This is a genomic window from Leclercia adecarboxylata (genome assembly GCF_023639785.1).
Classification (GTDB): Bacteria; Pseudomonadota; Gammaproteobacteria; order Enterobacterales; family Enterobacteriaceae; genus Enterobacter; species Enterobacter adecarboxylatus_D.
In genome coordinates this window covers 1,273,025-1,291,870 of record NZ_CP098325.1, presented here as the reverse complement: position 1 = coordinate 1,291,870, position 18,846 = coordinate 1,273,025, and the positions used below count along the sequence as shown (strand labels likewise).

The following is an 18,846-nucleotide window of genomic DNA, read 5'->3' as shown; positions in this document are numbered from 1 at the left end:
AATGGCTATGTTACGTCCCGCTATACTGTTGTTTATTCTGCTGGCGCTGATCACCGGCGGGCTCTATCCGCTGGTGACCACCGCGCTGGGCCAGTGGTGGTTTCCCGACCAGGCCAACGGCTCGCTTATCCGCCAGCAGGGGGAGATCCGCGGTTCCCGCCTGACTGGACAGAACTTTACCGCCGCGGGTTACTTTCACGGGCGTCCTTCCGCTACGGCCGAGACCCCGTATAATCCTCTTGCTTCGGGGGGCAGCAACCTGGCGGGCAGCAATCCTGAACTGGATAATGCCGTTCGCGCGCGGGTGGCACAATTGCGCGCAGCCAATCCCCAGGCCAGCCCGGCGGTGCCGGTTGAACTGGTGACCGCCTCCGGTAGCGGGCTGGACTACAGCCTGACGCCGCAGGCCGTGGCCTGGCAGATCCCGCGCGTAGCCCAGGCGCGTCAGCTCAGCACTGAACAGCTCAGCCAGCTGGTGGCCGCCCATACGCAAAAACCGTTCTTCAGCGCGATGGGTAATCCAGTGGTGAATATCGTTGAATTAAATCTGGCGCTGGACGCGCTAAGGAAAGAGTAAATGATCGACGAGCCTCTGCGCCCGGACCCGGATAAACTGCTGGAGCAGGCCGCCACGCCCCATCGCGGCAAGCTGAAAATCTTCTTCGGCGCCTGTGCGGGCGTCGGGAAGACCTTCGCCATGCTGAGCGAAGCCCAGCGTCTGCGCGCTCAGGGGCTCGATATTTTGGTCGGCGTCGCGGAAACTCACGGACGTCAGGAGACCGCCGCCCTGCTGGCCGGGCTGACCACCCAGCCGCCCCGGCGCATCCATCATCGTGGGCGTCTGGTAACGGAGTTCGATCTCGACGCCGCCCTCGCCCGCCGTCCGGCGCTGATCCTGATGGACGAACTGGCGCATACGAATGCCCCCGGCTCGCGCCATCCCAAGCGCTGGCAGGACGTCGAGGAGCTGCTGGAGGCGGGCATTGATGTCTTCACCACCGTCAACGTCCAGCATCTGGAGAGTCTTAACGACGTGGTGAGCGGCGTCACCGGCATTCAGGTGCGGGAGACCGTCCCGGACCCCTTCTTCGACGCGGCGGATGAGGTGGTGCTGGTGGATCTGCCCCCGGACGATCTGCGCCAGCGCCTGCATGAGGGCAAGGTCTACATCGCCGGGCAGGCCGAGCGGGCCATCGAGCACTTCTTCCGTAAAGGCAATTTGATCGCCCTGCGCGAACTGGCGCTGCGCCGCACCGCTGACCGCGTGGACGATCAGATGCGGGCCTGGCGCGACCGCCAGGGTCAGGAGAAAGTGTGGCATACCCGCGATGCCATCCTGCTTTGCATCGGTCACGGCAGCGGCAATGAAAAACTGGTACGCACCGCCGCCCGACTGGCGGCCAAATTTGGCAGCGTGTGGCACGCCGTCTATGTCGAGACGCCGCAGCTGCACCGCCTGCCGGAGAACCAGCGCCGCGCCATTCTTGCTGCCCTGCGGCTGGCCCAGGAGTTGGGCGCAGAAACCGCCACGCTGGCCGAGCAGGCGGAAGAGAAAGCCATTCTGCGCTACGCCCGGGAGCACAACCTCGGCAAGATTGTCATCGGCAGACGCGCCCGTCGCCGCGGGTTCAGCCACGAGAGCTTCGCCGACAAGCTGGCCCGGCGCGCCCCCGACCTCGATCTGCTGATTGTCGCCCTCGACGACAAACCGGCCGCCCTGCCCGCCAGAACCCCGGATAACCGGGCGTTCAGCGACAAATGGCGGATCCAGCTGCGCGGCTGTCTGGTGGCGGTGCTGCTCTGCGCCCTGATTACCTTTGTCGCCAGCCAGTGGCTACCCGGTTTCGATGCCGCCAACCTGGTGATGATCTATCTGCTGGGGGTGGTGGTGGTGGCGCTATTTTATGGCCGCTGGCCTTCGGTGCTGGCGACGGTAATCAACGTCATCAGCTTCGATATCTTCTTCATCGCTCCCCGCGGCACCCTGGCCGTGTCGGATGTCCAGTACCTCCTCACCTTCGCCGTGATGCTGGCAGTGGGTCTGCTGATCGGTAACCTGACGGCGGGGGTACGCTACCAGGCGCGCATCGCCCGCTATCGCGAGCAGCGCACCCGCCATCTGTATGAGATGTCGAAAGCGCTGGCGGTGGGCCGTACGCCGCAGGATATCGTCCAGACCAGCCAGCAGTTCATTCACTCCACCTTCAATGCCCGCAGCCTGATCCTGCTCCCGGATCCTGAGGGCAAACTGAGTCCGCTCACGCCAGCCTCGGGCATGACGCCGTGGGATGAGGCCATTGCCCGCTGGAGCTTTGATAAGGGCCAGCCTGCGGGCGCGGGCACCGACACCCTGCCGGGCGTGCCCTGGCAGATCCTGCCGTTGCAGAACCAGGGGGTGGTAATTGTGGAGCCATCCAATCTGCGCCAGCTGATGATCCCCGAGCAGCAGCGCCTGCTGGAGACCTTCACCCTGCTGGTAGCAAGCGCGCTGGAGCGGCTGGCGCTCACCGCCAGCGAAGAGCAGGCCCGGTTAGCCAGCGAGCGGGAGAGCATTCGTAACTCGCTGCTGGCGGCCCTCTCCCACGACCTGCGTACCCCCCTGACGGTGCTGTTCGGCCAGTCGGAGATCCTGACCCTCGATCTGGCGGCTGAGGGTTCCCGCCACGCCATGCAGGCCAGTGAGATCCGCCAGCACGTGCTGAACACCACCCGGCTGGTGAACAACCTGCTGGATATGGCGCGGATCCAGTCCGGCGGATTTAATCTCAAGAAAGAGTGGCTGACGCTGGAAGAGGTCATTGGCAGCGCGCTAAAAATGCTGGAGCCGGGGCTCGGGGGGCGGCACATCGCGCTGGAGATGTCGGCCCCGCTGGCATTGATCCACGTTGACGGGCCGCTGTTCGAGCGGGTGCTGATCAACCTGCTGGAAAACGCCGCGAAATACGCGGGCAGCAAAGCGCAAATTGGCATTCTGGCCCACGTCACCCCCGATACGTTACAGCTGGAGGTGTGGGATAGCGGTCCGGGTATTCCGGCGGGCCAGGAGCAGGCTATCTTTGATAAGTTCGCCCGGGGTAATAAGGAGTCTGCCATTCCCGGCGTGGGTCTGGGGCTGGCTATCTGCCAGGCGATTGTTGAGGTACACGGCGGCACCCTCTCGGCCCATAACCGCCCCGAAGGCGGCGCCGTTTTTTGTGTTACACTGCCGCTTGATACGCCTCCCGAACTGAATGCATTCCCAGAGGATTTGTGATTAACGTCCTGATTGTTGAAGATGAACTCGCCATCAGCCGTTTTCTGCGCGCCGCGCTGGAGGGTGAAGGGTTGCGCGTCCACGATGCCGGGACGCTGCAGCGGGGCCTGATTGAAGCCGCCACCCGCAAGCCGGATCTGGTGATCCTCGATCTCGGTCTGCCGGACGGAGACGGCCTCGATTTCATCCGCGAAGTGCGCCAGTGGAGCCAGATGCCGATCATCGTGCTCTCCGCCCGTCTGGAAGAGACCGACAAAATTGCCGCCCTTGATGCCGGTGCCGACGACTACCTCAGCAAGCCGTTTGGCATTGGCGAGCTGCAGGCACGTCTGCGCGTCGCCCTGCGCCGCCACGCAACAACCGCCCCCGTCGACCCGGTGTATACCTTTTCCGATATTCGCGTCGATCTGGCCTCACGGCGTATCCAGCGGGGTGAGGCGGAAATCCATCTGACGCCCATTGAATTTCGCCTGCTGGCGGTGCTGCTCAACAATCACGGTAAAGTCCTCACCCAACGCCAGCTGTTAAGCCAGGTGTGGGGACCGAATGCGGTGGAGCACAGTCACTACCTGCGCATCTATATGGGGCATCTTCGTCAGAAGCTGGAGACCGATCCCGCGCGCCCACAACACCTGCTAACCGAAACAGGGATTGGCTACCGCTTTATGCTTTGAGCATAAAAAAGCCCGGTGGCAAGGTAAAAGCAAAACGGCAACCCTGGGGTTGCCGTTTTTAGTCTGTGCTCCCTCTCCCTGTGGGAGAGGGTCGGGGTGAGGGCATCAGCCCGCACCGTAACCGCACTTACGCGTTCTTCAGCACTTCGCTGACAATCTCTACCGCTTCTTTCTCAATCTGCTGGCGGTGTTCTGCGCCAAGGAAGCTTTCGCAGTAGATTTTGTACGCATCTTCCGTACCGGATGGGCGCGCCGCGAACCAGCCGTTCTCGGTCATCACCTTCAGGCCGCCAATTGATGCGCCGTTACCCGGAGCAGCGGTCAGACGCGCGGTGATCGGATCACCTGCCAGGGTGCTGGCGCTGACCATTTCCGGTGAAAGCTTAGACAGGGCCGCTTTCTGGGCGGATGTGGCAGAAGCCTGCAGACGGTTGTAGCTCGGGGCACCGAAACGGGCGGCCAGATCGTCGTAGTGCTCCTGCGGATTCTTCCCGGTGACGGCGGTGATTTCCGCCGCCAGCAGGCACATGATGATGCCGTCTTTATCGGTGGACCACGGGGTGCCGTTGAAGCGCAGGAAGGAAGCCCCGGCGCTCTCTTCGCCGCCAAAGCCGAAGCTGCCGTCGAACAGACCGTCAACAAACCACTTGAAGCCAACCGGCACTTCCACCAGCTTGCGGCCGAGGTCGTTAACCACGCGGTCGATCATCGCGGAAGAGACCAGCGTCTTACCTACGGCAACCTCTGCGCCCCACTGTGGACGATGCTGGAACAGGTAGTTGATCGCTACGGCCAGATAGTGGTTCGGGTTCATCAGACCCGCAGGGGTCACGATGCCGTGACGGTCATAATCCGGGTCGTTGGCAAACGCGAGGTCGAACTTGTCGCGCAGCGCCAGCAGACCGGCCATCGCGCACTCGGAGGAGCAGTCCATACGGATTGCGCCGTCTTTATCCAGGTGCATAAAGCGGAAGGTCTGATCGACGTGATCGTTAACGATGGTCAGATCCAGCTTGTAGTGCTCCGCAATACGTTTCCAGTATTCGATACCGGAACCGCCGAGCGGGTCGACACCCAGTTTAAGCCCGGCTTTCTGGATTGCCGCCATATCGACGATATCCGCCAGCCCTTCCACGAACGGCTGCACCAGATCCTGCTCTTTCACGTGGCCGGAGGCCATCGCTTCATCCAGGGAGATACGCTTCACGCCTTTCAGGCCGTCGGCCAGCAGGGCATTGGCACGATCTTCTACCACTTTGGTGACGTTGGTGTCAGCCGGGCCGCCATTCGGTGGATTGTATTTGATGCCGCCATCTTCAGGCGGGTTGTGGGACGGCGTAATGACAATGCCGTCAGCCTGCGCTCCGCCCTTCTGGTTATGCACCAGAATGGCGTTAGAAACGGCAGGGGTCGGCGTATAGCCGTTGTTTTCCTGAATCACGACGTCCACGCCGTTAGCGGCCAGCACTTCCAGGACGGAAATAAAAGCAGGCTCTGACAGGGCGTGGGTATCTTTACCCACGTAGCACGGACCGGTGACGCCATTTTTGGCGCGCTCTTCCGCGATGGCCTGGGCAATGGCCAGAATATGCGGCTCGTTAAAGCTGTGGCGAACCGCACTGCCGCGGTGGCCGGATGTTCCAAACTTAACTGCGTGTTCTGCGTTACCCACTTCCGGCTTCAGCACATAGTACTGCGCGGTAAGCTGAGCGACGTTAATCAAATCGCTCTGTTGTGCAGGTTGTCCCGCACGATTGTGATTTGCCATTGCCTGGTCCTTCTGATGCAAGGGTTAGATAGTACCGCAAACCTTATCAATCAATTCCACCGGGAACTGCATCGACTGCATGATGTGTTCGATCATGCTGCGCTTACGTCCGGTATTGGTATTGGTGATCACCCAGTACGGCGTACCAGGCAGGTGCTTGGGTTTAGTTTGATTGCCATTCTGTAACAGCGTCTGCTCGTCACCCGCGAAATAGACGCGGGTACGGCCATGCAGGGATTCCGTCGCATCGGCAAACGCGTTGTTATCCAGTGAATAGAGTGTAGTCAGCACCAGCATAAAGCGGTTAACTGCTTTCTTCTGCTCAGCGTATTCGTCAGAAAGCAGCAATTCGCGCATCGCACGCACTTTGTCTTTTACAGGCGACAGCGGCTTTTCCTGCGCGACAGCAACAGGCTGGCGCGTCTCTTTGATGGCTGGAGCGGCAGACTGCGAGGCGGCGGCAATTTTCAGCATGCGCCGTAAAATGTCGGACGCGCTCTCACCGATATGCCGCGTCTGGCTGGCGATATACTGATAGAGTTCGTCATCAACTTCGATTGTTTTCATCTTAATCCAGTGCGATATCTTATCTGAATACAAGTCGTTGGGAGTATAAGTTCAAAACCCAACAGCGGATAGCGTCAAGCCAGAATGGCGGCAAAAGTCAGAATTAACTGTCTCCTTGCAGCCGGGCGGCAGAATGGTCAACATGATACCCTAACCTGACATACGTAAAAAAAGAACTTTGCCATGAAATTGAATACCCGAGCGCAATCTGCACAATCGCCGCACAATAATTCTCCCATCGTCCTGGTGCATGGCTTGTTTGGAAGCCTGGATAACCTTGGCGTGCTGGCAAGAGATCTGGTAACCGATCACGCGCTGCTGCAGGTTGATATGCGCAACCACGGCCTGTCGACGCGCTCGGCGCAGATGACCTATGCCGACATGGCGCAGGATCTGCTGGACACGCTGAATGAACACAACATCGAAAAAGCGATCCTGATCGGCCACTCAATGGGCGGCAAAGCGGTGATGGCCCTGACGGCCCTGGCGCCAGAGCGTATTGCCGGCCTGGTAGTCATCGACGTGGCGCCCGTGAATTATGACGTGCGCCGCCACGATGAGATCTTCGCCGCCATTAACGCCGTGACGGACGCTGGCGTCAGTACCCGCCAGCAGGCGGCGGCGCTGATGCGTGAGCATCTGCACGAAGAAGGCGTGGTGCAGTTCCTGCTGAAATCCTTTGTTGATGGCGAATGGCGCTTCAACGTGCCGGTGCTGTGGGATCAGTATGACCATATCGTCGGCTGGGAGACGGTGCCGGCGTGGCCGCACCCGACCCTCTTTATCACCGGCGGCAACTCGCCTTATGTGACCGAAGCGTATCGTGACGCCCTGCTGGCGCAATTCCCCCAGGCGCGTGCGCACGTGATTGCCGGAGCCGGACACTGGGTTCATGCCGAAAAACCGGACGCGGTGCTGCGCGCCATCCGTCGCTACCTCGCAGATATCGAAAATTGATTAAAAAGAGAGCGACTGGTCGCCAGCAGGCCTCCAGTCGTTGGCGTGCCGTTTTCGGTGATGTATGATGGCGCGCTTATCGCCCGGGCATTAGCAGGGTGTCTTGTTTCCCCCGAAGTCTCAAAATCATGGCCAAAGAACACACGGACCGCACGACAATAGATCTGTTCGCGAATGAGCGTCGCCCGGGACGACCGAAAACCAATCCGCTTTCGCGTGATGAACAGCTGCGCATTAATAAGCGCAATCAGCTTAAACGCGATAAAAGCCGCGGGCTTAAACGCGTCGAGCTGAAACTGAATGCTGAAGCCGTCGATGCGCTGAACGAGCTGGCGAACGCCCGTGATATCAGCCGCAGTGAGCTTATTGAAGAGATGCTGATTTTGCAGCTCGAGAAATGGCACGGTAAAGCGTAAGTCAGAAAACTCCCCTTCTTGTTGCTTTCATGTAGCACAGAGTGCAGTCCTGGGTGATAGCAGTTTCCGCAGGCTTCTCTGTTCTGCTATGATTGCCCTTATCCGTGGCTAAATTGCGCCACCATACCATTAAGTTTCAAGAGGTTATTTTACTCATGGCAATCATCGGCATTTTTTTCGGCAGCGACACGGGTAACACCGAAAATATCGCAAAAAACATTCAAAAACAGCTAGGTAAAGACGTTGCCGATGTGCATGACATTGCGAAAAGCAGCAAAGAAGATATCGAAGGTTACGATATCCTGCTGCTGGGCATCCCTACCTGGTACTACGGTGAAGCGCAGTGCGACTGGGACGACTTCTTCCCGTCTCTGGAAGAGATTGACTTCAACGGTAAACTGGTTGCCCTATTCGGTTGTGGCGATCAGGAAGACTACGCAGAGTACTTCTGCGATGCGCTGGGCACCATCCGCGATATCATTGAGCCACGCGGCGCCGTCATCGTCGGCCACTGGCCAACTGCCGGTTACCACTTCGAAGCCTCCAAAGGGCTGGCCGATGATAACAACTTTGTTGGTCTTGCTATCGACGAAGATCGCCAGCCGGAACTGACCGCTGAGCGTGTAGAGAAATGGGTGAAGCAGGTCCGCGAAGAGTTACACCTCGACGATATTCTTAATGCCTGATGACGTTGCGGCGCAATGCTTAAGTTGCGCCGCATTGATAGGTATAAGCAATCAAAATAATTGCTACAAATTTTTAACTTTTGCTGTCATACCTGTACAATGATCCAGGTTCAAACGGGTCACCCTGTAACAAGTTTGTTGGCGGTACCACGTTTTTATAAGCATACTTTACTTGAGACTTGCAGTTTTCATTACGACATGGCAGTTCTATAATGAGACGCATTATCCCAGGTGCATTTTCTGTCACTTCTTCTTTAGAAGTGAATCGTTTAGCAACAGGACAGATTCCGCATGACTGACAACAACACCGCATTAAAGAAGGCCGGACTGAAAGTCACGCTTCCACGGTTAAAAATCCTGGAAGTGCTTCAGGGTCCGGATAACCATCATGTCAGTGCGGAAGACTTATACAAGCGTCTGATCGACATGGGCGAAGAGATTGGTCTGGCTACCGTTTACCGTGTACTGAACCAGTTCGACGATGCAGGCATCGTTACGCGTCATAATTTCGAAGGCGGTAAATCCGTATTTGAACTGACGCAGCAGCATCACCACGATCACCTGATTTGCCTGGACTGCGGCAAAGTGATCGAATTCAGCGACGACTCTATCGAATCACGTCAGCGTGAAATTGCCGCTCGTCATGGCATTCGTTTGACCAACCACAGCCTGTACCTGTATGGCCACTGCGCCGAAGGTGACTGCCGCGAAGATGACCACGCGCACGACGCGAAATAATTCATCTGCACACACTGAGCCAACCTGAGGGTTGGCTTTTTTTTGCCTGTAATAACGTAAAAAAGCCCGGTACGCATAGCGTTACCGGGCGTGGTAAACAGCGGATTACTTCGCGTTGTTGCTGCGGATTTCTTGCCAGATCTTGTCGCAGTTTTTGGTGACGGCCTGATTGTTACCTGTTTTGCGCGCCATTATACAGGCCTGGTAATCGGCCACTCTCACGGTCTCCTGGGTCGCAAACTGTTCGTGCGCTTTCTCCTGGCGCAGCACGTTCAGCACGCTCTGGCAGGCTTCGATTTTTTCTGGCGAGCCTTCGGCGGTATTGATACAGGCGCTGTAGGCCTCTTTAAGACGGGTGTCTTCTTTCTGGGTCTGCGGTTGTGCGCAGGCGGTCAGTCCTGATGCCAACAGCGCGACCAGTACGATTTTTTTCAACATGGCGGTCTCCAGTCGGCGGGGTTATCCCCCGCCGGGTTAGTCATCAGAAGATGGTGAACGGGGCGATAACCATAAACTTCACGTCACGCTCATCCTGGAAGATGTTGCCGTAACCGCCGCCGTAGCTCGGGATGTCGGAGTGGTTGTCATACTGCGTGAAGTGCAGTTTGAACATGGTTCCCTTCGCGCGACCCTCCTGCAGGGTATAGATCGCATCCAGACTGTAGGCCGACTCTTTGATCTTGTTAGAGGCGATATTTTCACGCTGGCCAGCGCTGTTGATCAGCCAGTCTGCTGGTTTTGCGTCCCATGCATAGACATAAGAGGCACCGACGCTCCAGCCTGCCAGGTTCCAGTTACTCAGGTCGTACATCGCCCCGAAGAAGACCGCTTTTTCGTCATTGGCGTTGAAGTCGGAGCGGTTATCCCACCACACGTCCAGACGACCGTTGGAGGACGCGTAGGTTGGAGTCATACGCTGCAGGAAATAGCCCTGCTGGCCTTCCGCTTTCACGTAAGTCCCTTCCAGACGTAAATCGACCTGACCGACTTTGTAACCCAGAGTCAGCGCCTGCAGCCATGCCGTGCCGTCGTAGATATCATTCACAGTGCCGCTGTCGGCTTTATCACGTGTGCCGTAGAACTGATAGCTGGTAGAGAGTGGCCCACCCACAATGTCGAACTTGTAGCTGGCTTTGGCAAAGTACTGATCGATAAAGCCTTCAGCCTGACCAAAAGCGGCTTCCAGAATCAGGTTATTTTTGAAATCGTACTTCGCCCCAAAGGAGTGGAGATAATCGACGCGGGTCTTTCTGTCATTCTGATAGAACTTATCCATCTCGAGGTGCCATGGCGCTTTGTACTCGTTGGTCCACATATACGAGAAGCTCAGCGCCCCGCTGTCACCGTAGTCAAAGTTCACCCCGGCTTCCGCGCCCTGGTATGTACCCGGCATAAAGCTCCAGTGCGGTGCTATCAGGGTCTGGCCGGTTGGTTGCAGCCAGCCGCCGCGCGCCCACACCGGACCGTATTTGAATTTTGCAGCCGCTTTATACAGGCTGATTCCGCTCTTATCGCCGGACCAGTCTTCTTTGTAGGCTTTGTTGCTGGAGGAGAAGGCAATTTCGTTCGGGTGGCCGCTGTCGCCGTTTTCCGCCATTTCAATGGCGGTAAAGGCCGCTAAATCAAGACCGAACATGTCGGCGGCATAGCCGGACTGGAAATCAAGATTGGCGTTCCAGGTGGAGTGCGCCAGGTTGGTTTTGTATTTATCCGCCTCGACATCTTTGCGGTCACGTTCACGCTGCCAGTAATAGACACCGCCCGTGAGGGTTGAATCATCAATGAAACCTTCGGCCTGGGCTTTCGGAGAAACCATCCAGCCTGACATTGCTGTAACACCGGCAATAGCCAGCGCAAGCGCACTACGTTTGCCACTAAACGCACGCATAATTAATCCTCTTTGACGTATTAAAAGCGCCTTAAACGGCGAAAAACAAAAAGTTAAAAGTGGAGGTAACCGGAAATACCCGCTTACATCTCCTGCCTTTAGACTATTTTTCGCGACGCGAATTATCAATGCTTTTCAGCGATCAAAAGTCAGGATTATGACAAAGCGCACATATTTGATTGCTATTTGTAACAAAGCTAATGAGAGAGAATATTTAATTAAAATAATGCTCTGAATAAGCTATTTATTTTTTACAGGCAGATTGCTGACAGCTTATCCGGACGCTATTTCTGAGGATTTGCCAAAAGGAAGAGAAAGCGAATAGTTTTGAGAAATGGAATTAATTCGCATCGCGAACATATCGCTGATTGAAAGCCTGATCGCTATGCAAAAAAAACGCCGCAGTGCGCGGCGTTTTCAGGTACTTATCAGTTATTCACCGACTTTCGCCCAGGTATCACGCAGACCAACGGTACGGTTAAATACCAGTTTATCCGCAGTGGCGTAGCGGCTGTCGAGGCAGAAGTAACCTTCACGCTCAAACTGGTACGCATTACCGGCGACGGCGTCTTTCAGGGATGGCTCAGCAAAGCCCTGTTTGATTACCAGCGAATCCTGGTTAATGACTTCCAGGAAGTCCTCTACGGCACCCGGGTTTGGCACGCTGAACAGACGATCGTACAGACGGATTTCAACCGGCAGCGCATGTGCTGCGCTCACCCAGTGGATCACGCCCTTCACCTTGCGACCATCGGCAGGATCTTTGCTCAGGGTTTCGGCATCGTAGGTGCAGAAAATGGTGGTGATATTGCCTTCTGCGTCTTTTTCGACGCGCTCTGCTTTAATCACATAGGCATTACGCAGACGCACTTCTTTGCCCATCACCAGACGTTTGTACTGCTTGTTCGCTTCTTCGCGGAAGTCAGCGCGATCGATCCAGATTTCGGCGCTGAACGGTACGTCACGGCTGCCCATCTCCGGCTTGCTCGGATGATTTGGCATGGTCACCAACTCGCTTTCACCCTGCGGGTAGTTCTCGATAACCAGTTTTACCGGATCGATAACGGCCATAGCGCGCGGCGCATTGTCGTTCAGATCTTCGCGAATACAGGATTCCAGCGACGCCATCTCGATGGTGTTGTCCTGCTTGGTCACGCCAATGCGTTTGCAGAACTCACGGATGGAGGCAGCGGTATAGCCACGACGACGCAGGCCAGAGATGGTCGGCATACGCGGGTCATCCCAGCCTTCAACGTGCTTGTCGGTAACCAGCAGGTTCAGCTTACGCTTGGACATCACGGTATATTCCAGATTCAGACGAGAGAACTCGTACTGACGCGGATGAACCGGGATGGAGATGTTATCCAGCACCCAGTCGTACAGGCGACGGTTGTCCTGGAACTCCAGCGTGCATAAGGAGTGCGTAATGCCTTCCAGCGCATCGCTGATGCAGTGGGTGAAGTCGTACATCGGATAGATGCACCACTTGCTGCCGGTCTGGTGATGATCGGCAAACTTAATGCGGTACAGCACCGGATCGCGCATCACGATAAACGGCGACGCCATGTCGATTTTGGCACGCAGACAGGCTTTACCCTCTTCGAAGCCACCGGCACGCATTTTTTCAAACAGCGCCAGGTTCTCTTCCACGCTGCGATCGCGGTACGGGCTGTTTTTGCCCGGCGCGGTCAGGGAACCGCGGTATTCGCGGATCTCATCAGCGGAAAGCTCGTCAACGTAGGCCAGCCCTTTGTTGATCAGCTCTACGGCATAGGCGTACAGCTGGTCAAAATAGTCAGAGGAGTAGCAGATGTCGCCAGACCAGTTGAAGCCCAACCATTGCACGTCGTTCTTAATGGACTCTACGTATTCGATATCTTCTTTCACCGGGTTGGTGTCATCGAAACGCAGGTTGCATTGACCCTGGTAGTCCTGCGCGATGCCGAAGTTCAGGCAGATCGATTTCGCATGACCAATATGCAGGTAGCCGTTCGGCTCCGGCGGAAAACGGGTATGAACTGTGGTGTGCTTACCAGTGGCCAGATCTTCATCAATGATCTGACGGATAAAGTTGCTCGGGCGGGCTTCAGCCTCACTCATCGTGGATTCCTCAAAGCGTAAACGACGTATAACGGCATATGATCTTATAAGCCGGCCGTAGTGACAACCTTTAGTTACGCAAAAAAAGGTCTCTGGAGAGAATTATGGGGGCGATTGCTGCAAAAAAAAGCGGCGGGGATATCCCCGCCGCTCAGGCACTAACGCTTACTCAGGAGCACTTATTTGCCTTTAATTTCATACAGCGGTGTCTGACCAGCAACCACCTGACCCTGCGCCTTGATAACCAGGCCGCTGAAGTCGTCGATATTGCTGCAGACAACCGGGCTTATCATGGAGCGCGCATTGGCGTTAAGGAAGTCGAGATCCATCTCCAGAACCGGCTGGCCTGCCACCACTTCTGCACCCTCTTCGACCAGGCGCTTAAAGCCCTGGCCACCCAGTGCAACGGTATCGATACCCATGTGGACAACGATCTCCGCGCCTTTGTCTGTTTCCAGGCAGAATGCGTGGTTGGTGTTAAAGATTTTAACGATGGTACCGGCCGCAGGAGAAACGACGGTTTTATCCGTTGGTTTAACCGCTACGCCATCACCTACGGCTTTGCTGGCGAAGGCCTCATCAGGTACCTGGTCCAGAGCAACCACTTCACCGGTCACCGGCGAAACCAGTGCTGCGATGGTGGTAACGTTGGCAACAGCCTGTGGCTTAGCGGCAACAGGTGCGGCAGCTGGCGCTGGAGATGCTGCTGCGGCGGCAACGGGACCGGTGGTTTTCATTGCATTGGCGATTTTCTCAGCCACGAAGCCAACGATGATCTGCACGCTGGTTTTGTTCAGGCGGATAACGCCAGACGCACCCAGACGCTTCGCCATCGCTTCGTTGACCAGAGAAGAGTCCTTCACGTTCAGACGCAGACGGGTGATGCAGGCATCAATACCGGTCAGGTTGTCTGAACCACCAACCGCAGCAATGTACTGACGCGCCAGACCAGAAACGTCTTCAGAGGTGGCAGCACTCACATTCACGTCCTGACCATCTGCTTCGCTACCGGCAACCGCCAGCTCACGACCCGGCGTCATCAGGTTGAATTTGGTGATGGTGAAGCGGAACACCACATAGTAGATCACGAAGAACACCAGACCCTGCAGGATCAGCATGTACCAGTGAACCGCCAGCGGGTTACGGGAAGAGAGCACCATATCCACCAGGCCGGCGCTGAAGCCGAAGCCCGCAATCCACTGCATGGAGGCCGCGATAAACACAGAGATACCGGTCAGTACAGCGTGGATCACGTACAGTACAGGCGCCACAAACATGAAGGAGAATTCCAGCGGCTCGGTGATACCGGTGAAGAAGGCCGCGAATGCGCCCGCCATCATAATACCCAGCACCTTCGCTTTGTTCTCTGGACGTGCACAGTGATAGATAGCCAGCGCTGCACCCGGCAGACCGAACATCATAATCGGGAAGAAGCCCGCCTGATAACGACCGGTGATACCCACAACCGCTTTACCTGCTTCGATGGACTGTGCGCCGCCGAGGAAGTTAGGAATATCGTTAATACCCGCAACGTCAAACCAGAATACGGAGTTCAGCGCGTGGTGCAGACCGACCGGGATCAGCAGACGGTTGAAGAACGCATACACGCCCGCACCGACAGAACCCAGTTTCTGAATGTGTTCACCGAAGTTCACCAGACCGTCGAAGATCACCGGCCAGATGTACATCAGAATGAACGCCACAGCGATCATCACGAAAGAGGTCAGGATCGGCACCAGACGACGGCCGCTGAAGAAGGAGAGCGCTTTTGGCAGCTCAACGCCGCTGAAGCGGTTATAAAGTTCAGCGGAGATGATACCTACCAGGATACCAACGAACTGGTTATTGATCTTACCGAACGCCGCCGGAACCTGGTCCGCAGGGATCTTCTGGATCATTGAAACCGCAGCCGGGGAACAGAGTGTGGTCAGCACAAGGAAGCCCACAAAACCGGTCAATGCCGCAGCACCGTCTTTATCTTTGGACATACCATAAGCCACACCAATGGCAAACAGCACGGACATGTTATCGATAATGGCAGCACCGGATTTAATAAAGAACGCCGCTAATGCGTTGTCCCCACCCCAACCCACCGGGTCAATCCAGTAACCGACACCCATCAGAATCGCTGCCGCTGGCAGCGTGGCGACCGGCACCATTAAGGCGCGGCCTACCTTTTGTAAGTAACCTAAAATGCTCAATTTGTTCCCCCTATGAGACCCCGTTAACGGTGTATTCTCAGCTGTGTTTTTATTGTGTCACTAACTTATAACTACAGTTGATGATTCACTGGCTGATTGAGTGTGTGGAAAATTAATTCGTATCGCAAATTAAACGCGTACTTTTTGTGAGTTTTGTCACCAAATATTGTTTCTACCCCTCCCCCGGACTGGCAAACAGTGAAAACTTATTTTATGATACGAAAAATCAAGACGAATTGCCCCCTCTCGGTGTGAACCAGGTTAGGCTTAGATCATGCCCCGACAAGCAATCCGCCAACTCTTACTAAACTTCAGAGGTGAATAATGAGACTGATCCCCCTGGCAACCGCAGAACAAGTCGGCAAATGGGCTGCCCGCCATATCGTAAATCGTATTAACGCATTCAAACCGACTGCCGATCGTCCTTTTGTACTCGGCCTGCCTACCGGTGGCACACCTCTTACCGCCTATAAAGCCTTGGTTGAGATGCATAAAGCGGGCCAGGTTAGCTTCGAGCATGTTGTCACCTTCAACATGGACGAGTACGTTGGTCTGCCAAAAGAGCATCCGGAAAGCTACCATAGCTTCATGCACCGTAACTTCTTTGATCACATTGATATTAAACCGGGAAATATTAACCTGCTGGATGGTAATGCACCGGATATTGACGCCGAATGCCGTCATTATGAAGAAAAAATCCGCGCTTACGGTAAAATCCACCTGTTCATGGGTGGCGTAGGTAACGATGGTCATATCGCGTTTAACGAACCCGCCTCTTCTCTGGCCTCCCGTACCCGCATCAAAACACTGACCCATGACACGCGTGTGGCAAACTCCCGTTTCTTTGATGGTGACGTTAACCAGGTGCCAAAATACGCGCTGACCGTTGGCGTGGGTACCCTGCTGGACGCGGAAGAGGTGATGATTCTGGTGCTGGGCAGCGTGAAAGCGCAGGCGCTTCAGGCAGCGGTAGAAGGCAACGTCAACCACATGTGGACCATCAGCTGTCTGCAGCTGCACCCGAAAGCGGTTGTCGTATGCGACGAACCTTCTACCATGGAACTGAAAGTGAAGACGTTGAAATACTTCAACGAATTAGAAGCAGAAAACATTAAAGGTCTGTAATGTGACGCCGTCTCTGCCTGCAGAGACGGGATGCTATTTTTAAACCGGGGGTCGTTATGTACGCTTTAACCCACGGTCGGATTTATACCGGCCATGAAATTCTGGATGACCATGCGATTGTTGTCGCGAATGGCCTGATTGAACGTGTCTGCCCACTGGCCGAACTGCCAGCGGATATAGAACAACGCTCGCTCAATGGAGCAATCATCTCCCCCGGTTTTATCGACGTACAGCTTAACGGCTGCGGCGGCGTGCAGTTCAACGATACCGCAGACGCCGTTACCGTTGAAACGCTGGAAATCATGCAGCGCGCCAATGAAAGATCGGGCTGCACCAGCTACCTGCCGACGCTGATCACCACCAGCGACGATCTGATGAAACAGGGCGTTCGCGTGATGCGTGAATACCTGGCGAAATATCCGCACCAGGCGCTGGGCCTGCACCTTGAAGGTCCGTGGCTGAATATCGTTAAGAAAGGCACCCATAATCCGGACTATGTCCGCCAGCCTGATAACGAGCTGGTTGATTTCCTGTGCGCGAATGCGGATGTGATCACCAAAGTGACCCTGGCACCAGAAATGGTCGACCCGGACGTGATCCGCAAGCTGGCGGGCGCAGGCATTGTGGTCTCTGCAGGTCACTCCAACGCTACGCTGAAAGAGGCCAAAGTGGGCTTCCGCGCGGGTATCACCTTCGCGACGCATCTCTATAACGCCATGCCATATATTACCGGGCGTGAGCCGGGTCTGGCCGGGGCGATCTTCGATGAGCCAGACGTTTACTGCGGCATTATTGTCGACGGCTTACACGTTGATTACGCCAACGTGCGTAACGCCAAACGCCTGAAGGGCGACAAGCTGTGCCTGGTGACCGACGCAACGGCGCCAGCGGGGGCAAATATTGAACAGTTCATTTTTGCTGGTAAAACAATATACTACCGGAATGGACTCTGTGTGGATGAGAACGGAACGTTAAGCGGTTCGGCTCTGACCATGATCGAAGGCGTGCGCAATCTGGTTGAACATTGCAGTATTGCCCTTGATGAAGTGCTGCGTATGGCAACGCTCTATCCGGCACGGGCGATTGGCGTAGACAAACAGCTGGGCAGTATTGCCCCTGGAATGGTCGCTAATCTCACCGCATTCACACAGGATTATAAAATCATCAAGACCATCGTTAATGGTAACGAGGTCGTTACAGAGTAAACAAAAGTATGACACCTGGCGGACAAGCTCAAATTGGCAACGTTGATCTGGTAAAGCAGCTGAACAGTGCGGCGGTATATCGACTGATCGACCAGCACGGCCCCATCTCACGGATCCAGATTGCAGAACAGAGCCAGCTTGCCCCCGCCAGCGTAACGAAAATTACCCGTCAGCTCATTGAGCGCGGGCTGATCAAAGAAGTGGATCAGCAGGCCTCCACCGGGGGCCGTCGCGCTATCTCGATTGTTACCGAAACCCGTCATTTCCACGCCGTCGGCGTACGCCTTGGCCGTCATGATGCCACCCTGACCCTGTACGATCTGAGCAGTAAGGCGATTGCTGAAGAGCACTACGCGCTGCCGGAACGCACGCAGGAAACGCTTGAACATGCGCTGCTCAACGCCATCGAGCTGTTCATTGAATCCTGCCAGCGTAAAATCCGTGAGCTGATCGCCATTTCGGTGATCCTGCCCGGGCTCGTCGACCCCGAAAGCGGCGTGATCCGTTATATGCCGCATATTCAGGTAGAGAACTGGGCGCTGATCGACGCGCTGGAAAAACGCTTCTCCGTCACCTGCTTTGTGGGTCACGATATTCGTAGTCTGGCGCTGGCAGAGCACTACTTTGGTGCGAGCCAGGATTGTGAAGACTCAATTCTGGTGCGCGTACACCGGGGGACCGGTGCCGGGATCATCTCCAACGGGCGCATCTTTATTGGCCGTAACGGCAACGTCGGTGAGATTGGCCACATTCAGGTTGATCCCTTGGGTGAGCGCTGCCACTGCGGCAACTTTGGCTGTCTGGAAACCGTGGCGGCGAACGCCGCCATTGAGCAACGCGTCCGCCACCTGCTGGAACAGGGCTATCAGAGCCGGGTCACGCTCGATGACTGCAAAATCAACGCGATCTGCCGGGCTGCCAATAAAGGCGATGCGCTAGCCAGTGAGGTAATCGAACAGGTTGGCCGTCATCTGGGCAAAACCATTGCCATCGCCATCAACCTTTTTAACCCACAAAAAGTGGTGATCGCCGGTGAAATTACCGAAGCCGAAAAGGTGCTGCTGCCCGCTATCGAAGGGTGCATCAATACTCAGGCGCTGAAGGCGTTTCGCCAGAATCTGCCTGTCGTTCGATCCGCCCTGAACGACCGCTCGGCGATCGGTGCCTTTGCGCTGGTAAAACGCGCCATGCTTAACGGTATCCTGTTGCAGCGTTTGCTGGAAAGCTGACAGCGTTTTATAGTGTCGCCTTCTTTTTTGGATGCCGGG

The 18,846-nt window shown here is 55.9% G+C and carries 16 protein-coding genes; 10 read left to right on the top strand and 6 right to left on the bottom strand.

Annotated elements, in window-relative coordinates:
• The first annotated feature begins 1 nt into the window (after nt 1).
• From kdpC to kdpE, 3 genes are read left to right on the top strand one after another with little or no spacing between them, the layout of a single operon-like run.
• Nucleotides 2-577, top strand: a complete 576-nt coding sequence (gene kdpC, locus NB069_RS06025) for a potassium-transporting ATPase subunit KdpC (RefSeq protein ID WP_250588538.1) — start codon at nt 2-4, stop codon at nt 575-577.
• Nucleotides 578-3,253: a two-component system sensor histidine kinase KdpD gene (gene kdpD / locus NB069_RS06020; protein WP_250588537.1), complete on the top strand. Its 2,676-nt coding sequence runs from the start codon at nt 578-580 to the stop codon at nt 3,251-3,253. It begins immediately after the preceding gene.
• A complete protein-coding gene (gene kdpE, locus NB069_RS06015) occupies nt 3,250-3,927 on the top strand; it encodes a two-component system response regulator KdpE (protein ID WP_250588536.1) in 678 nt (225 codons plus the stop codon). The genes kdpD and kdpE overlap by 4 nt, the downstream gene beginning before the upstream one ends.
• Nucleotides 3,928-4,054: 127 nt before the next feature.
• Here kdpE and pgm read toward each other — a convergent pair whose 3' ends face one another.
• Together pgm and seqA are read right to left on the bottom strand one after the other, a co-directional pair.
• Nucleotides 4,055-5,695, bottom strand: coding sequence for a phosphoglucomutase (alpha-D-glucose-1,6-bisphosphate-dependent) (pgm, locus tag NB069_RS06010; protein ID WP_250588534.1), 1,641 nt, complete (start codon nt 5,693-5,695; stop codon nt 4,055-4,057).
• Between the two features lie 24 nt (nt 5,696-5,719).
• Nucleotides 5,720-6,262 (bottom strand): replication initiation negative regulator SeqA, encoded by a 543-nt coding sequence (seqA, locus tag NB069_RS06005; protein WP_250588532.1) that lies wholly within the window; start codon nt 6,260-6,262, stop codon nt 5,720-5,722.
• Nucleotides 6,263-6,445: 183 nt separating this feature from the next.
• Here seqA and ybfF point away from each other — a divergent pair, with 183 nt between their 5' ends.
• The 4 genes from ybfF (at nt 6,446) to fur (ending at nt 9,059) form a co-directional block, all read left to right on the top strand.
• Nucleotides 6,446-7,219: an esterase gene (gene ybfF, locus NB069_RS06000; RefSeq protein WP_250588523.1), complete on the top strand. Its 774-nt coding sequence runs from the start codon at nt 6,446-6,448 to the stop codon at nt 7,217-7,219.
• Between the two features lie 128 nt (nt 7,220-7,347).
• Complete coding sequence (gene ybfE / locus NB069_RS05995; protein ID WP_250588521.1) at nt 7,348-7,635, top strand: LexA regulated protein; 288 nt, start codon at nt 7,348-7,350, stop codon at nt 7,633-7,635.
• A gap of 155 nt (nt 7,636-7,790) precedes the next feature.
• Entirely contained in the window at nt 7,791-8,321 is a 531-nt protein-coding gene (gene fldA / locus NB069_RS05990; protein WP_250588519.1) for a flavodoxin FldA, read from the top strand.
• A 291-nt stretch (nt 8,322-8,612) separates the two neighbouring features.
• Nucleotides 8,613-9,059, top strand: a complete 447-nt coding sequence (gene fur, locus NB069_RS05985) for a ferric iron uptake transcriptional regulator (protein ID WP_010428651.1) — start codon at nt 8,613-8,615, stop codon at nt 9,057-9,059.
• A 105-nt stretch (nt 9,060-9,164) separates the two neighbouring features.
• On the opposite strand, the gene chiQ is transcribed toward fur, so the two are convergent.
• The 4 genes from chiQ to nagE form a co-directional block, all read right to left on the bottom strand.
• Nucleotides 9,165-9,494, bottom strand: a complete 330-nt coding sequence (gene chiQ, locus NB069_RS05980) for a ChiQ/YbfN family lipoprotein (protein WP_434543621.1) — start codon at nt 9,492-9,494, stop codon at nt 9,165-9,167.
• A gap of 46 nt (nt 9,495-9,540) precedes the next feature.
• The gene (gene chiP / locus NB069_RS05975) at nt 9,541-10,947 is read right to left on the bottom strand and encodes a chitoporin ChiP (protein ID WP_250588516.1); all 1,407 of its coding nucleotides are present in this window, start codon (nt 10,945-10,947) and stop codon (nt 9,541-9,543) included.
• A gap of 432 nt (nt 10,948-11,379) precedes the next feature.
• On the bottom strand, nt 11,380-13,047 hold the full coding sequence (gene glnS / locus NB069_RS05970; RefSeq protein ID WP_250588514.1) for a glutamine--tRNA ligase: 1,668 nt from the start codon (nt 13,045-13,047) through the stop codon (nt 11,380-11,382).
• Between the two features lie 179 nt (nt 13,048-13,226).
• On the bottom strand, nt 13,227-15,248 hold the full coding sequence (nagE, locus tag NB069_RS05965; protein ID WP_250588512.1) for an N-acetylglucosamine-specific PTS transporter subunit IIBC: 2,022 nt from the start codon (nt 15,246-15,248) through the stop codon (nt 13,227-13,229).
• Nucleotides 15,249-15,572: 324 nt separating this feature from the next.
• On the opposite strand from nagE, the gene nagB reads away from it, so the two are divergent.
• From nagB to nagC, 3 genes are read left to right on the top strand one after another with little or no spacing between them, the layout of a single operon-like run.
• Nucleotides 15,573-16,373: a glucosamine-6-phosphate deaminase gene (gene nagB, locus NB069_RS05960; RefSeq protein ID WP_250588510.1), complete on the top strand. Its 801-nt coding sequence runs from the start codon at nt 15,573-15,575 to the stop codon at nt 16,371-16,373.
• A 56-nt stretch (nt 16,374-16,429) separates the two neighbouring features.
• Nucleotides 16,430-17,578 carry an N-acetylglucosamine-6-phosphate deacetylase gene (gene nagA / locus NB069_RS05955; RefSeq protein ID WP_250588508.1) on the top strand — a complete coding sequence of 383 codons (1,149 nt, stop codon included), beginning with the start codon at nt 16,430-16,432 and terminating at the stop codon, nt 17,576-17,578.
• An 8-nt stretch (nt 17,579-17,586) separates the two neighbouring features.
• Nucleotides 17,587-18,807, top strand: a complete 1,221-nt coding sequence (gene nagC, locus NB069_RS05950) for a DNA-binding transcriptional regulator NagC (RefSeq protein ID WP_250588506.1) — start codon at nt 17,587-17,589, stop codon at nt 18,805-18,807.
• Nucleotides 18,808-18,846 lie beyond the last annotated feature (39 nt).

Coding starts and splice junctions, on each gene's coding strand:
- ybfF (WP_250588523.1), top strand. CDS start 6,446: ATGAAATTGAATACCCGAGCGCAATCTGCACAATCGCCGCACAATAAT.
- ybfE (WP_250588521.1), top strand. CDS start 7,348: ATGGCCAAAGAACACACGGACCGCACGACAATAGATCTGTTCGCGAAT.
- fldA (WP_250588519.1), top strand. CDS start 7,791: ATGGCAATCATCGGCATTTTTTTCGGCAGCGACACGGGTAACACCGAA.
- nagC (WP_250588506.1), top strand. CDS start 17,587: ATGACACCTGGCGGACAAGCTCAAATTGGCAACGTTGATCTGGTAAAG.
- nagA (WP_250588508.1), top strand. CDS start 16,430: ATGTACGCTTTAACCCACGGTCGGATTTATACCGGCCATGAAATTCTG.
- fur (WP_010428651.1), top strand. CDS start 8,613: ATGACTGACAACAACACCGCATTAAAGAAGGCCGGACTGAAAGTCACG.
- nagB (WP_250588510.1), top strand. CDS start 15,573: ATGAGACTGATCCCCCTGGCAACCGCAGAACAAGTCGGCAAATGGGCT.
- glnS (WP_250588514.1), bottom strand. CDS start 13,047: ATGAGTGAGGCTGAAGCCCGCCCGAGCAACTTTATCCGTCAGATCATT.
- seqA (WP_250588532.1), bottom strand. CDS start 6,262: ATGAAAACAATCGAAGTTGATGACGAACTCTATCAGTATATCGCCAGC.
- kdpC (WP_250588538.1), top strand. CDS start 2: ATGGCTATGTTACGTCCCGCTATACTGTTGTTTATTCTGCTGGCGCTG.
- chiP (WP_250588516.1), bottom strand. CDS start 10,947: ATGCGTGCGTTTAGTGGCAAACGTAGTGCGCTTGCGCTGGCTATTGCC.
- kdpD (WP_250588537.1), top strand. CDS start 578: ATGATCGACGAGCCTCTGCGCCCGGACCCGGATAAACTGCTGGAGCAG.
- pgm (WP_250588534.1), bottom strand. CDS start 5,695: ATGGCAAATCACAATCGTGCGGGACAACCTGCACAACAGAGCGATTTG.